Genomic DNA, 15,531 nt, shown 5'->3' with positions numbered 1-15,531 from the left:
TTATTCCTACTTTCTTTTATATTAATCGCGTACTTTGATTGGAGCATTCGTTTCTGCAGAGTCGTATAGCGCTAATACGAGAGCTAGTGCCTTCTTACCGTCTTCACCCGTTACGACAGGCTCACGATCTTCCTCGATAGCCTTTACCATATCCTCAATAATCCACTGATGTCCTGGTTTACCGAATGGATCAGCTTTGACTTTCTCGATAAGTGTGTTGCTCTCTTCGTCATTTAAATCTTCGATCGTCAAGTGTTCAAAGAGGGTAGCTGTCGTACCACCAATTTTTACCGAACCAGTCTCACCGAACAAACTGATCGTCTCTTCAAGGTTCTTCGGATATATCGTAGTAGCAGCTTCGATCACACCGAGTGATCCATTTTTAAAACGAATAACGCCTGTTGAAACATCTTCCGCTTCGATATCTCTAAGCCTTGTAGCACTCATGCTGTAAACTTCCTCAGCATCGCCCATCAACCACAGAATCAAGTCCAAATTATGTATCGCTTGATTCATTAAAACGCCGCCGTCTAGAGCTTTTGTCCCTCTCCAAGGGGCCTGGTCATAATAAGCTTGATTACGATTCCATCTTACAGTAGCGTTTGCGTGACTTAATTTACCAATCTTACCTTGGTTCATTAACTCTTTAATCTCCATCATCACTGGACGGAAACGGTTCGGATGCACTACTGATAGCTTAACATTATTTTCTTTGCATGCATCGATAATGCGTTGAGAATCTTCAAGAGTAAGAGCAATTGGCTTTTCTACCACGAGGTGTTTCCCGGCAGCCGCTGCTTGTACAGCAAGATCGCCATGAAAACCACTTGGCGTACAGATGTTAATCACATCTACGTTGTCATTCGCCAATAATTTGCTAAAATCATCAAAAGCTTCAACACCATAATCTATTACAAATGGTTCCATTTTTTCAGCAACAGTATCACAAACAGCAAATAGCGTAGCACCTTCAGCTGCTTGAATTGCATCAGCGTGTTTCTTTGCTATATGGCCACAACCTACAATTGCAAAATTCATATGTGTAAAATCTCCTTTTCAATTTCCTATATATAGTTTTCTACCGGACTTTATATTTTATGAACATACTTGTAAAGACATCTATATAATAAAATCTTCTATAGTAATTGTATAGTAATTATTTTCAATATCAATTATTTTGTTAAATCGACTAAAATTCGACTAAAATCAAAAAGGCATCAACCGATCAGATGCCTTTTTGTACATACTAAATTTTCTATACCACTCTTCTTATTTTATCAAACTGTTTTACTTAATTACCGGTGAAGTATGAGGTTAAGTATTGCGCCCAAATGTTGTGGCCCATCTCATTCGGCTCGCTATTATCTGTGAGGTACTCGTTCATCTTTTCATCATCTAAAGCTGGCCAAGCTTCCCAGTGATCGAGATAAATATAGTCGTGATCCGAAGCGAAGCTTTCAAGATCCTCTACTTGTAAAGGATAATACGTAGCATCGTATAAAGGATTCGATGGCTGAAGCATAATGGTGACATCTTCATTCACTTTTTTATATTTATTTATCAAGTTGGTTGTGATTTCAAGAGAATCTTCAATACGGATAATTCCATTGTTTTTAAGCAAGAAGGGTTCTAGTAGCAGCACATCTACGTTAGAAGCTGTAATTTCCTGAACAACCTCATCTGACGTTTTGTCTCCGAACGACTTAACCGTTAGCTCAAATACTCCGTCTCCATATGTATTGTCCAGGTTTTCTTGTAACACTGCTGGCCAGCCGACTGCTTCTTCAGATGTAGCCGCAGAACCTACCGCCTCCACTTTCACTGGAATTTCACCGTTTTGAATCGCTTTTGTTAATTCTGTGGGGAGATTTGAGGCGAGCTCATTCATTCCTTCAGAGTTCTGATTCTTATTATCTCCCTTATCTTTCACCCCTTCTGAACTTACTTCAGTAGCTCCAGCGCTACCTTCATAATTAGTCGCTCTACTTTCCCAATGACTCTTTCCTAATATAATGACAACTATACATGCTAGTAACAGTACGATATTCATTACTTTGTTCAAACAAAGTCCCCCTTAGCTCTTGTTAGAAATATTATCCTTATTTGATTACATTTACTAATACTTAGTTTCAATTATATAGAGAGACCCCCACAAAATAAACAATATATCGAAAATTGTTTGTCTTTGTTTAAACTAGTCGAAAACAAAAAGGTGCTACCGATCATAGATCGGTAGCACCTCGAGTAATCAACGATTACTTCACTAGCTTTTGTAGCTCGTCTTTCGTCATTTCACTAACAGCGCCATTTCCACCTAGTACCTTCACAGAAGTAATATCATTCGTGTAGAGGTACTTTGTAAGGAATGATTCAACTTCGCCTGGAACATCATTTTTCTGAACTAAAATCATCGTTCCGTTGTTCATCGTTACAAGTGGAGCTGAAGCAAGAGCATCAGGGAACGTCTGTCCGCTTGCTACATAAAGTGTATCAGTAGAATCTGCGAACATCGTCTGAACTGCTGCAAGCGTTCCATAACGATTCTTACCTTTCAGACGTTCAGTACTGGAAGCAATCTTTTCAACTTCTTTGAACACATTGTCAGAGATTGCACCTGTACCACCTAGAACATATACATTTTCACCAGCGAGAACTTCTTTTGCTTCCTTCGTTAACTTCTTACCATCCGTTAGTACGATTGGCATTCCATTTTCACCAGCTACACTTGCAGCACTTAGCGCGTCTGCATAGGTCATGCCAGTTGCAAGGAAGACACCATTACCAGCAAATTCAAGCTCACTCTGTAAGTGGTCGACAATCTTAATGTTTGTGTCGAATCGACTCTTACCAGAAAGTCGTTCAACATTCTTCGCACTCAATCCAAGTTCAGCAAGTTGTACAACTACGTCATCAGAAACTACGCCAGTTCCACCAACGATAATTGCATTTTCTGCACCTAGACGAGAGATTTCAACCTTCACTTGATCGGAAAGCTTTCCTTTTGGTCCTGCAAGTAAGATTGGAGCACCGTAAGCAGATGCTAGAGGTCCTACAGACAGGGCATCAGGGAAGTCATAGCCAGTTGTGATCACAACTGTTTTGCTATCATCTTCTCCAAAACCATTTGGATACATTTCTTTTGATGTAGCGATCGCTGTACCTTCACGGTCTTTACCTTTGATAACGTCTACTACGCCACCATCAACCGATACCGGTAGGATTGAAAGAACTTCACCTGTGTTAGCATCTTTTAAGAATACACCAGCAGTGTAATCGCCAGATTTATCAGGTGCAGTGATCTTCACATCTGTTTTAAGGGACTTTCCTACTCCAAGATCAAACGTCTTATCTGTTGCTTTTAGTTCGCCCTCACCTTCGACGCCAGGGCTTGTTACTTTTTGTTCAGTAACTGCAAAATCTACTTTAGTTGCTTTACCATTAACAGTAGAGTAACCATAAACTGCTGCAACGTATTTGCCATCTTCTAGGTTCTTTAGCTTCACACCTTCGTCAGAAGAAGCTGAACCAGAACTAGCAATCATGACAAGTCCTTCTTCAGTGACCTTATAAAACTCTAAGTCTACATCATCTCCCGGATCAGCAGGGTTTGTAGTAGTAACTTCTAGAGAAATATTGTTTTCAAGGTCAAGCTCTTGCACATAATAACTTTGAAGTGGAACATCTACACGTTTCTTCATCGTTTCAGCCTTGCTGAAGTCACCAGTTTCCAATACTACTTTCTTAGAAGTAGACATGTAGTTTTCAAACATTACTTCTTTTGTTGTTTCAAAACCAGCAGGTGTTTGACCAAGATCAATTTGCCCAGGAGATTTTACTACCCCTTGAACAAATGCTTCAAAGTTGAATTTGTTCATTTCTTTGCCTTCTTCAGGTCCAAATGTACCGTAGATCGCTACTTCCCATACTCCTGATTTAGGACTTTCAAATACGTTTTCTTCAACTTTCAATCCGCCATTACCGTAACCAGCGTACCCCTGATAGCTACTTACTTCAGTACCATTTGGATCAAAGACGATCATACGAACGCGACCCTGGTATTCACCGTTTTCTTGTAATGCTTCAAGTGCAAAACGAAGTTCTTCCATACCTGGCTTTACATCAAAGTAATAGTGCTTCGTTTGAGAAGCTTGTACTTCATTTTCATCACTAAAGCGATACTTGTTATCTGAAGTAAACTGTTCACCCATAATGATTGTTTGGTGAGATCTAGCTTCTACGTAGCTTGTGGAAGAATCATCGATTACTAAAGTACCTTCATTTCTACCAACTTCAAGCTGAGATTTATCATAGGTTACTGTGATTGCTTCACTCTTGCCTGGCTCTAACGTGATTGATTTCTTAGAAGGAGTAAACCAGCTTTCAGATGGAGTGATTGAGAGCGTTTTCTTCTCATCTGTTGGGTTCTCGATTAAAACATCAACCTTCTCAGGAACCTCCTGATTTCTTACGTAAAGTCCTGCACCGCCAGAAACTTTTTCACCGTGGTAGACTTTAACATTCACTTCTTTTAAATCATTAACAAAGTTTTTCTTTAAGTATTCAAATGCAGCAGGTACGTCGATTAATCCAGCACCTTGTTGTGTGCGTTTGTAACCATCAAGTGGCTTAGCTGTTTGAATCAACGCTTCGCGTGCAGTTTCATAGTCGAATGGAACACGATCTTTAAGAGATGCTTGCTTTAATAGCGCTAGAGCACCAGCTACATAAGGAGCTGACATACTAGTACCTTGAAGAACTGCATAATTACCTAGTTGAGCAGGATAAGCTGCAAAAGCTGCTCCTGGAGCTACGATATCAGGCTTTTGCATGCCGTCTTCACGAGGACCGTTAGACGAGAAGTACCAAAGACCGTCTCCTTCTTTCGGAGATCCATCTTCATTTTTACCGTATGGATATGCACCATATTCTGTTGCCCACATGGTTTCGTCAATGTGCGCTCCTACTGAAACGGACGCTGTACTTGTTCCAGGTGATCCTACAGTATCTGCTCCTGGACCAGAGTTACCAGCAGACATCGAGAAGATCGTACCGAATTCTTCAGATAGGATGTTCGCTAGTTGGTCATCTGAGTCTGTACCGTCATTCAAATCTGGCAATGAACCAAGACTCATATTAACGACATCCGTTTCAAATCCACCCATAGATTCAGGAAGTGCAGCATCAACCATTGCAGACATAATGCTGTAGCTTGAAGCTCCACCTTCTGCCTTAAATACTTTAAGACCCACAAGCTCAGCACCTGGAGCAACACCATCCTTAGAAACTGCCCCTAAAGAGTTTGTGCGTGCAGGACCGTCTGCTGCTGTAATACCAGAAACGTGAGTTCCGTGTCCGTTAACATCGAAGAAAATGTTAGCAAATTGACCTTCAGGATCGATTGAGTTAACACGGAAGTTAGCCCCTACAAGGTTGTCATCTGGATTTACATCGAATGTACCAGCTTCGTTGTTTTTATATGGCATTTCGTCAGAGAAGTCTTTATCGTTATCATTATCGATGTAAACCTTGTCATCAACCATCAATACGCCATACGCGTCAGCATCGTTACCTGGTTCGTCTTTATTATGATCTTCTGTCATTTCGCCATCAGCATTCATGTCACCAGAGTTATAATCAGGTGCAAGCATACCAAAATGGTATTCATCATCAGAAGCATCGATTCCTGCTGTTACATATGTATCACCATCAGCAGTGAAAGAAGCGCCCTCATCGAACGTTTGATCAAATATAACGTCACCTTCTGCTAGAGGTATATCAGAATCACGCTCGCGTGTCTGGTCACCAATCGTATAATCGCGAACCCCTACGATTTTTGACTTTCCATAATAGCCATCTTTTAAAGTAGCTGTAAATGCTTCATGACCTGGATCTGGACCAGAGTCAATGATTCCTACTCTTATGCCGGAACCATCATATTTGTTATGAAATTCATCTACACCAGTCGCACCGTGAGTTTCCTCAGTTTGCGGACCATCCACTTCTCCACCTAGTTCATTAACTGGTTTGATGTCTGGATCATCGAAGGTTTTTTCAAGTTCTACTGTTCCGTTCTTACCAAGTGACGCTACATCTTTCATGTTATAAACATCCATAACTTTCGATGTAGGCATTTCTGTTAAGTAAATAAAGTTCTTATGGTTGTCCTTTACTTTGACACCCAACTTCTTTAGTTGAGAGCTAATATCTTTCTTCCCTTTTGTAACAACGATTAGTTCTTGAGATTGCTCACCACTTAGTGCAAGAGCAGAAATCTCTTGAGAAATCGGTGCCTTAAACTTCTTCGTCTCTTGTAATGCTGCATCAGCCACTTCCGGATTGTATCCGACGCTCGCAAAAGATGAGGCGATCAAAGATGCCCCAGCAACGACGGAAAGAACTTTGTTCTTGAATGTCATGTATAAATTTCCCCCTAAGTTAGTTTAAAAAATCCCTCTTCATCCGACCCTCCTCGTTAGATATTTACAAAATTTCTGTATTTTCAGTTTACTGGTAACATTACAAACCGTCAACAAAAAATTGTATAAAATTACAAGAATTTTAAATAATATAACAATATGGTTGAGAATATTCTCTAATTCTACTAACCCACAAAAAAAAGCCTCGAAATGAATCGAAGCTAATAGAGAAGGCGATGATCAATCGTCCAAGCAAGCTCAAAAGAGATAGCGCCGTAGCCACCTAAAATGTTATACGAATGTGCTCCTCTGTTTCTTAAATAAGTCAACTGTTGTGAGACTTCAGAAAGTAACTTATCCGGATGTGTTAGCATGATCGGGCTATCTTTTTTTGAAGCGAGTGCTCCTCCAACAAGAGCATCAGGGAAGTTCGTACCTGTTGCAATATAAATATGTTCTAGGTTAGAAGAATTGAATCTCTTAATCACTTGGTAGTTTGTTTCATAACGATCTTTTCCACTGATTCTTGTAGTAGGAACGCCGAGTGAGTCAGTAGTATGACTTGTAATGACCCCTTCTCCACCGATCGTATAGGAATCAGTTATACGATTGTCTTTGAGATAAGATGCCACTTCGGCTGGAACTTTGTTTTTTTGAACAAATAAAACCGGTGTTTGCATTTTTCCTGCATAAGGAGCAATCGAAAGAGCGTCTGGAAAGTTCTCACCAGATGCAATCATGGCTTCGTCGGTTTCAAATGAGATTGCCTCATTAATCGCAACTGACGTCTCATAACGATCTTTTCCAGATAATCGAATAGTGGTCATACCATTTTCAACTAATTGACCTTCAATTTCATCTGAAACTGCACCACTTCCTCCGACGATGACGACATGAGTAATGCCCAGCCTCATCAACTCCTCTTTATTCGCATCGGATAGGGAGTCTTTTTGCTGCAAGAGGATAGGAGCATCAAGGTACGTCGATAGTGGTGAAGCTGCCAGACTGTCCGGGAACGTCAAACCGCTCGCTAATATGGCAAACTTCCCCTTTAGATTTGCGCCATCTAACACGACTTCTTTTTCACTTAGCTCTGGCCAACCATTCTGTGAAACAGCAATTGCCGTTTCTACTGCATTTTCACCAAACAACCGATTGTTATTCTTTACACTATTTATGGCCCCTACTACATTGAGCCTTCCAGTACCAAGCTCATTTAAATCCTCGATTGGGTCCGTTGTAGAAATTAGGATATTCCGAACCTGGTCTGCTTTTAAGAAGGGAGCATGTTGCATCACCATTCCAGCAGCTGAACTCACAAGAGCTGAAGACATGCTCGTCCCAGTCGAATAGTTATAGCCATCTAACCACGTGCTATAAATATCCGTTCCAGGAGTATTAAGATCAATGTCTGCACTATAATTCGAGTAAGCGCCCTTCTCATCCGTTCCAGTATTCGTAGCACCCACTGCAATGGTAGATTCATAAGCTGCGGGATATCTCACTTTGTTTAAATTGTCGTTCCCTGCTGCAGCTACAACTAGAACCCCATTTTGGGAAGCTTTATCGATTACGTCCTTCATAGACTTCAAGTTACTATAAGAACCGAGGCTGAGGTTGATAATATCTGCACCGTGGCTGATCGCGTACTCGATGCCTTCAACGACCGCAGACATCTGTCCAACGTTGCCATCCATCACCTTGATCGGCATAATTTTAACACCTTTTGAGATAGATGCGATTCCAATTCCATTATTAGTAGTTGCACCTATAAGTCCAGAAACGTGAGTGCCGTGACCTTCGTTATCCTGAGGAGTCTCTCCTTTTGAATGGAGGTTGATCCCCTTAACTAAATTCCCTTTTAAATCGGGATGATCAAGATCTACGCCTGTATCAAGAACAGCTACAACTACATCATCCTTCTGGACGTATGTATTCCATGCATCGGTTGTTGAAACTTCTGATAGATAACCTCTTTGTTTATTAAAATCAGGATCGTTTGAATTCATCAAATAGACTGGGGCATCTTCTTCAACATAGTCAACATTTGGAGCATTTTCTAGCTCTTTCATCACGCTGTTCTTTTGAGACTTTGTTGTCTCTATTACTTCAAAGCTGCTCTTACTAGATTGTGTTCTTACTACTTCATCAGATTCATTGTACTTCACGATTATTTTCACGGTTTCTTCAGCGTTTACTTGGTGGGTAGATATGATAAATAAGCTGAGGATAAAAGCCATAAACGTTATCTTATAGATTGCCTTCAATTCTTTTCCCCCTAATGCATTGTAGTAATAGAATAAGGAAATCGAGTAAGAATTGAAAGAGTTTTACGACAAATAGTTTAAATGTCACATACTGGTGATTCTTGAGAGTGAGGAGCTTTGGCACAATCATAAATGGGTCTGTGGGATGAGATTTCGAGAAGAAGTGCATCATATGAGGATTGGAGCTTGGAGTGTTTGGCTTCCAAAAGGCTTTGTTCTTTTCGTAATGAACCGATGATCTGTATCAAACTAGCGACTAACGTTTCCATGTTCTTTATCCTTTCTTCCATATTTAACCTCCTTTTGTATGTTATAGTTTATATATAGCATACTATCAGAATCTTTGCACAAGAGAATATTGGGAAACCTAGTAACAAAATGGGACATTTATCACCGTTTTTCTCACCATATTTCCCAACCTTAAATCTATTTTCATTTATTAAAATTTTTAGTAAACTGTAATAGAATAGTTCTAGGAGAAAGGAAGCATCTCATGATTGGGGCAAAAATCCGTTATTTCAGACAAATGAAAGGGATCACGCAAGAACAGCTTGCTTCAGGTATTTGTTCGATCCCCTATCTAAGCAAAATTGAACATGGACTAGCACAGCCGAGTGAGGAATTAGTCGAGCATTTATGTAAAGAATTGGGTGTATCTCTTGAACAGGTTGATGATGAAGATAAGATCAATCGATTACACAACGACTTGGATACCTGGTATAAAGAAATGCGCCTACGTAACTTTGATGAAGTAACGTTGCTCAAAAAGCGGATCGAAGAAGAGATTGAGGGAGTAGAAGATCCAGATATGCTAACAAAATACCTCCTTCTCACCTTCAGATACCACATCCTTCTTAGGGAAGCAGATAAAGCGAACGATATTTTGGAAAAACTATACCATGTTCAAGAAAGATTGTCTGAAGATCTTGAGTACTTTTACTACTATTTCCTTGGACTATATTACTACCAAAATCGTAAATACAAAGAAGCGAATGAACAGTACACTAAAGCGTACAAGCTTCTTACTTCCATGAAAACGAATAATGCTGAGTTAGCTGAATTCTATTATCAGCAAGCACTCGTTCACAATCGAATCAGTCAAATCACACTGTCAAATAACCTTGCAACGAAATGTCTAGACCTCTTTAATAAGGAGTATAACTTCAAGCGAGCGGCTGATACTGAGATCTTACTCGGTGTAAACAATCGCGTTATACTAAATTATGGAGAAGCTGAGCATCATTTCCAAAATGCACTAAAGTATGCTGAATCATTCAATGATAAACGCTTAAAAAGCATTATTTATCACGACTTAGGTTATGTCTATTCATTCCTAAATAATTCTGAAAAGGCGTTGCAGTACTATCAATCTGGACTTCAAAATAATGAAGAACATGAAATTGAAGATCGTTCTAAAACAATGTTTTTAATTGCATCAGAGTATTACAAGATAAATGATTATAAGCTAGCTCGCCATTGGATTGAAGAAGGAATGAAGCTAGTAACCAAAACTGAGTATCTTGAGTATATCTATCATTTTAAACTCCTTGAATTGAAGTTGACTGATAGCAGCAATAATCCTGAAGAGCTACTAAAGGACGCTGTAAATTACTTTGAAACAAAAAACTATTGGATTCATGTGTCACATTATGGAGAAATGCTGGCAGATTACTATTTTAATAGTGGTCAATATAAAAACTCCAGCTTTTACTTTAGACTAGCCAATGATGCTAGAAAAAAAATTATGAATTAGAAAGGGAGAAGATGTATGAAAAAGTTTATCGTTAATATGTTATTAGTAGCTAGTGTTGGTAGTATTGCGTTGATGAGTGACCACGATAAGGTACCTGATTCTAAAGACCATACACCAGAAGTAAAAACTGAAGTAATCGCATAATCTCATAACCTGACGCAAACTGCGTCAGGTTATTTATTTGCTCTACTTTTAAAATTAGCTATACTAAACAGTATCTATTAGATAAGGAGCGTGCTACTGATGGCATTTTATATGTTCGACGTTGATGGCGTGTTAACCGACGAAAATGCAAAGCCAGACGAAGATGCAGTAAAGTTAGTGGAAGATCTTGCGAAAGAAGGAAACATCGTCTCTTTCGTGACAGGTCGTTCTCGAGGGTGGCTTTCAGAAAACTTGTTTCCACTTCTCAGTAACGATGTCGATTGGTCCACCCTATATTGTGTAGCCGAGCATGGAGCGATCAAAGGTCGAGGCACCGATATTTCTTCCTGGAGCTTAGATACTACGTATGTTATCGATGACGAGGTAAAACAGTTGCTATACGATGTAAGCAAGCATTCCGAATTCCAAGGGCTTATCGAATGGGATGATACAAAAGAATCGATGGGTACGGTTGAGGCTGTTCACGGAGAACCTGGTGATCGAGAACATCTTAGGAATACAAGAAAAGCCCTACAAGATTACGCTTCGAAGATTGAATCAATCTCTAAAGACTCTGGAAATAACACCGTTGTCTCTACGTATGGTGTTGATGTTATTCACCCTGATCTATCAAAGAAAATTGGCGCTGAGTGGATTATTTCTGAAGTGAAGCACAAGGAACATAATAAGGTACTGGTTTTTGGAGATAGCACTGGGGATATGGTCATGGCAGTAACTGCGCGTGAACAGAAGTATGAAGACATCAAATTCCATTGGGTTGGTGAAGGAAACGCACCTGAAGAAGACAGAATTTTAACTGTTTCTAGTTCAGCATCATTTTCTAAAGGAACAAAAGAGCTTTTGAAAAAGCACACTGGCTAATAAAGGCCAGTGTGCTTTTCGTTTATCGAATGTCGATCGGACGATTTTGTTCCAGTGATTCGTAAGAGGCTTCGATGACTTTTAAGTTATTTACGGTCAGTTCACCGGAGTAGAAAGGGCGTTTACGATCCATCGCACACTCTGCAAAATGCTCGACCATCAACGTGTACTGATCACCATCGATCGGTTCGAATCTCGTTTCCCCTTCACTGTTAGTTACCTCGACCACTCCCTCAGCATTAGGTGCATCAGGACGGTATGCGAACGGCACCTTAATACTTCCCTTCGTGCCGAATACTTCATATACATTGTTCATTTGACGCTCAAAACTACAATCAAATGAGGCGGAAACGCCATTTGGAAATATAAGGATACCATTCGCTGACAGGTCTACCCCTACGTTTTCAGAAACGTTCCCTTCAACAAACACTCTTGTCGGCTCACTTCCGAGAATATGACGAGAGGAGTGGATACAATAACAACCAACGTCCCAGATACTTCCACCGCCAAGTTCTCTATTCAACCTTATGTTTTCAGGGCGGTCTCCAAGATAGAAAGAGAACGTTGAACGCATATGCTTCACATCACCGATTTCTCCAGAAGCAATCACATCACGCACCTTATCATGCTGTGGGTGAAACTGATACATAAAGGCTTCCATAAACGTAACGCCGTTTTCTTCACACGCTCGAACCATTTCTTCAGCATCTTGTGCTGTAATCGCTGCAGGCTTTTCACACAACACATGCTTACCTTTTTTCGCTGCTTCGATCGTCCATTTCTTATGGAGAGTATTTGGAAGAGGAATATAAACAGCATCGATCGTTTCATCATCAAGCATCTCTTCATAGGTGTCATGATACCTTTCGATTTCCATCTCTTCTGCGAACGCCTTCGCTTTCCCACTTCCACTCGCAACACTCACTACTTGAACATTTTTTGCAGATTTCATTGCAGGGATCAGAGCTTTTCGGGCAATATTTGCAGTACCCATGATACCAAATCTAATCGTCATCTAACTCTCTCCTTTGTCTCTTGTTTACACGTATAGCTTAGCATACGTGAGCCTGCATTCATTTTAATATGCCTGTAAAATTTTCCTTTACACTACCCCCATCTTGCATCGTCTAAAGTCGAAACATTAAGTAATCCCTTTAATCCCCCCTTTTGATTATAAGGAAAAGTAAGAGCCGCTCTCCATTTGGAGAGCGGCTCTTTGACTATCTTATTTATTTTGAAAAGCGTCTGATCACTTCAATCAATTCCGGACGAATATGTTTTTCGAGATCACTGATTTGAGCTTCATAGCGATACTTCTTTTCGATACGATGCTGATGTTTGCTATTCTCAAGCATCCAGTGCAGCCACTCATCGTCTCCCGTTTCAGAAAAAGACTTGCCTTCACTGCGCTCATCAAATAAGTCGGATAACAACTGACCTAGTTTCTTTTCAGGATGTTGACGCCAATACGTTCGCAAAGCATCACATACAATTTCGATCTCCTGTTTATCGTGCATCGAATCACGTCCTTAGAGGTGAGGCTTATTTGTGTACCTGATTACTTTATTCATAGATTCATACCAAATATCTTCTAAAAAGCATAACACATAAACCGTGAAATTACACTTCGATAGAACAAATCCCACCTTCTTAATAGAAAGTGGGACATTCTCTTAATTTAAACTTTTCTCAATCGATTCTACCGTGCTGTTAGAAATTGCACCCTTACCTCCGAGCAAGTAAACATTTGTTGAATGACTGCCCTTCAAATAGCTGTCTACTGATTTTGGCAACGTATCTTTTTGCGTCAAAAGAACAGGTGCTTGCATAGCCGCTGCTAAAGATGAACCAGGCAATGCATCGATAAACACATCTCCATTAGCAAAGAAGACATTTGAAGCTGCAAAATCATACGTCTTTGCGATTTCAACACTTGTTTCATAACGGTCTTTTCCACTTACGCGATCTATCGTAAGACCGTCTTCTTTCAATTCCGCTTCAATATTGTTGGATATTACACCCTTTCCTCCAATCAATGTAGCTTTTTTAACATTGACGGTTTGAAGGTAGTTATCCGTCGGAGTACTTATTTTACTCTCTGGTGTTAACAAGATTGGAACTTGTGAAGCCGCAGCATAAGAAGCAATCGAAAGTGCATCTGGCGACGAATCATTCCCAGAAGCAAGAATCGCCTGATTATAATTGCCTACTTCCTCTGCAACTTCAACAGCCGTCTCATAGCGATCTTTCCCACTTACGCGTTCAACTTCCTGAACATATGCTTTCCCTTTTAGTGTACCTTCGATGCTCTCAGATACAGCACCAGTTCCACCAAGAATATAGATTTTTTGAGGTTTCAAACGATTCAACTCTGCCTCGACACGTTCGTCAAGTTGAGTAGACGGCGTTAACAATAGAGGTGCATTATATTTCTTCGCTAATACACTTCCTGTAAGTGCATCGATCGCAACATCTCCACGGCCGATTACCGCAACATCTGATTGATTCTTCCAACCGTATTGAGATACAGCAACACTTGTGCCATAGCGATCTAAACCAGAAAGTCTTTCACTCGAAACGACAGTGCCTTCTTGCACTAACTTTGTATCAGTATAGTAGAAATCAAGAATTTGATCGTACGTACGCCCTTCTTTGGACTGCTGATATGCACCGTATTGACTCATACCGATACCGTGTCCGAATCCGCTGCCATAAACGGTGAAAGAATCAGCTTTGTTATCGATTTTCTTAACGTAAGGGCCTTTCATGATCGACGTACCGATCATAAATCTAATGTTGTAGGATGTATCATTGATTTCCTTTGTATGTTCTTTTATTTTACCATCTTCCATTACAAACCCATCTTCTTGTTTGATGAAATAGCTAAATGATAGGCTTCCTTTCAAAACATCGTTGGAATTGAATGGAGGAAGTGTAAATGAAATATCGTTGATCTTCGTAATCTTTATCTCGTCTTTGGAGTTAAATCCATATTTGCTTACGAGTCTACTTTTGATCGTTTGAATTTCTGTTGTATCCGTACCTAATTCAGTAACATTATCCCACCATGACTCAGGCTTTTTTAAGTCCAATTTAGTAGTGTCGATTTGCTCTTTCCCTAGTGTGTAGCTCCACAAATCTGAAGAAGTAGTGATTTTCTCATCGTACGGATCTTCTTTCCCTTGAAGATAAGGGACTAGTGCACTTCCCCATGCATTTGTATTGGACAGCACTCTCCCACCATTACTTGATGAGTAAAACGCACCGATGTAATCTAATTCACCTTTACTATTTGCGTATTTCAGTACTTTCCCAGCTGTCTCATCAACCGCTCGATTCGTCGTGTCATACCAGTGCATCCCTTTATACACCTGACTCATCGTAGTATCAGTAAACGGATATCGATCTGGGTTTGCTTCTTGATTGAGCATATCTACTTTAGCAAAAGTTCTGGCTGCAACTGCCTGTGCTTTAAGGGCTTCTTGACCGCCATGATCACCCCAATAAGGCATCATTTCACTCGGTACGACTCCCTTAAGATAATCCTCCATCGGCAACGTGTTGATCGGACGAATATAGTTTCCTTCAACAGTCATCTCAATCTCACCAAGATAGCTTTTATCCCCGAGTTCTATGTAACTATCTTTCGCACCTGTGATAGTAGGAACCAACGTCATGCTATCGCCAAAATTCCCAAGCTTCGAGTTCCCTTTGTACAAAACAACATCACCGGATTCTGCTTTTACCTTAAACTGATTACCATCATTACTTTGAATGTTGATTTCACTACCATCTACATGGTAGCTACCATTCACATTGAAGGAAACTTCTGTTTTGTTTTTAATGAAGTTTACTAGTCTCACAGAAACGTGGTCCTCTGCTGCCTCGACATGTTGAACCGACAACGAAAGTGCTAAAATGCCTGCTAAAAGTGATGTGAATACTTTCAAATCCCTTTTCCCCCTAAGTAATTTGTCGGAAAATAAATTTTTCCCTTTTACAACACTTTAGCATAATTTCGACATATTGAATGGTAAAAATGACAAATCTTACATAAATAACATAGAAA

At 40.1% G+C, this 15,531-nt stretch carries 11 protein-coding genes; 3 read left to right on the top strand and 8 right to left on the bottom strand.

What is annotated here, in order from left to right; all coding sequences use genetic code 11:
* Positions 1–21: 21 nt before the first annotated feature.
* From ACXAEY_RS03220 to ACXAEY_RS03200, 5 genes are all read right to left on the bottom strand, one after another.
* On the bottom strand, positions 22–1,038 hold the full coding sequence (locus ACXAEY_RS03220; protein ID WP_474810462.1) for a Gfo/Idh/MocA family protein: 1,017 nt from the start codon (positions 1,036–1,038) through the stop codon (positions 22–24).
* Between the two features lie 253 nt (positions 1,039–1,291).
* Positions 1,292–2,062: a hypothetical protein gene (locus ACXAEY_RS03215; RefSeq protein ID WP_474810460.1), complete on the bottom strand. Its 771-nt coding sequence runs from the start codon at positions 2,060–2,062 to the stop codon at positions 1,292–1,294.
* A 193-nt stretch (positions 2,063–2,255) separates the two neighbouring features.
* A complete protein-coding gene (locus ACXAEY_RS03210; protein WP_474810458.1) occupies positions 2,256–6,416 on the bottom strand; it encodes a cell wall-binding repeat-containing protein in 4,161 nt (1,386 codons plus the stop codon).
* Between the two features lie 221 nt (positions 6,417–6,637).
* Entirely contained in the window at positions 6,638–8,683 is a 2,046-nt protein-coding gene (locus ACXAEY_RS03205; RefSeq protein WP_474810456.1) for a cell wall-binding repeat-containing protein, read from the bottom strand.
* 77 nt (positions 8,684–8,760) lie between these two features.
* Positions 8,761–8,973, bottom strand: a complete 213-nt coding sequence (locus tag ACXAEY_RS03200; RefSeq protein ID WP_474810454.1) for a hypothetical protein — start codon at positions 8,971–8,973, stop codon at positions 8,761–8,763.
* Between the two features lie 203 nt (positions 8,974–9,176).
* Here ACXAEY_RS03200 and ACXAEY_RS03195 point away from each other — a divergent pair, with 203 nt between their 5' ends.
* The 3 genes from ACXAEY_RS03195 (at position 9,177) to ACXAEY_RS03185 (ending at position 11,462) form a co-directional block, all read left to right on the top strand.
* On the top strand, positions 9,177–10,436 hold the full coding sequence (locus tag ACXAEY_RS03195) for a tetratricopeptide repeat protein (protein ID WP_474810452.1): 1,260 nt from the start codon (positions 9,177–9,179) through the stop codon (positions 10,434–10,436).
* A 15-nt stretch (positions 10,437–10,451) separates the two neighbouring features.
* Positions 10,452–10,580: a hypothetical protein gene (locus ACXAEY_RS03190; RefSeq protein ID WP_474810450.1), complete on the top strand. Its 129-nt coding sequence runs from the start codon at positions 10,452–10,454 to the stop codon at positions 10,578–10,580.
* A gap of 99 nt (positions 10,581–10,679) precedes the next feature.
* The gene (locus ACXAEY_RS03185; RefSeq protein WP_474810448.1) at positions 10,680–11,462 is read left to right on the top strand and encodes an HAD-IIB family hydrolase; all 783 of its coding nucleotides are present in this window, start codon (positions 10,680–10,682) and stop codon (positions 11,460–11,462) included.
* Positions 11,463–11,484: 22 nt separating this feature from the next.
* Here the strand turns inward: ACXAEY_RS03185 and ACXAEY_RS03180 are convergent, their stop codons facing one another.
* The 3 genes from ACXAEY_RS03180 to ACXAEY_RS03170 form a co-directional block, all read right to left on the bottom strand.
* Positions 11,485–12,477, bottom strand: coding sequence for a Gfo/Idh/MocA family protein (locus ACXAEY_RS03180; protein WP_474810446.1), 993 nt, complete (start codon positions 12,475–12,477; stop codon positions 11,485–11,487).
* Positions 12,478–12,691: 214 nt separating this feature from the next.
* Positions 12,692–12,979, bottom strand: coding sequence for a hypothetical protein (locus ACXAEY_RS03175; protein WP_270180138.1), 288 nt, complete (start codon positions 12,977–12,979; stop codon positions 12,692–12,694).
* 156 nt (positions 12,980–13,135) lie between these two features.
* Positions 13,136–15,412: a cell wall-binding repeat-containing protein gene (locus ACXAEY_RS03170; RefSeq protein ID WP_474810444.1), complete on the bottom strand. Its 2,277-nt coding sequence runs from the start codon at positions 15,410–15,412 to the stop codon at positions 13,136–13,138.
* Positions 15,413–15,531 lie beyond the last annotated feature (119 nt).

Source organism: Anaerobacillus sp. ABA4_114, assembly GCF_056159065.1.
This window is presented reverse-complemented; position numbering and strand designations above follow the sequence as displayed.

Coding starts and splice junctions, on each gene's coding strand:
- ACXAEY_RS03220 (WP_474810462.1), bottom strand. CDS start 1,038: ATGAATTTTGCAATTGTAGGTTGTGGCCATATAGCAAAGAAACACGCT.
- ACXAEY_RS03210 (WP_474810458.1), bottom strand. CDS start 6,416: ATGACATTCAAGAACAAAGTTCTTTCCGTCGTTGCTGGGGCATCTTTG.
- ACXAEY_RS03200 (WP_474810454.1), bottom strand. CDS start 8,973: ATGGAAGAAAGGATAAAGAACATGGAAACGTTAGTCGCTAGTTTGATA.
- ACXAEY_RS03195 (WP_474810452.1), top strand. CDS start 9,177: ATGATTGGGGCAAAAATCCGTTATTTCAGACAAATGAAAGGGATCACG.
- ACXAEY_RS03190 (WP_474810450.1), top strand. CDS start 10,452: ATGAAAAAGTTTATCGTTAATATGTTATTAGTAGCTAGTGTTGGTAGT.
- ACXAEY_RS03185 (WP_474810448.1), top strand. CDS start 10,680: ATGGCATTTTATATGTTCGACGTTGATGGCGTGTTAACCGACGAAAAT.
- ACXAEY_RS03180 (WP_474810446.1), bottom strand. CDS start 12,477: ATGACGATTAGATTTGGTATCATGGGTACTGCAAATATTGCCCGAAAA.
- ACXAEY_RS03175 (WP_270180138.1), bottom strand. CDS start 12,979: ATGCACGATAAACAGGAGATCGAAATTGTATGTGATGCTTTGCGAACG.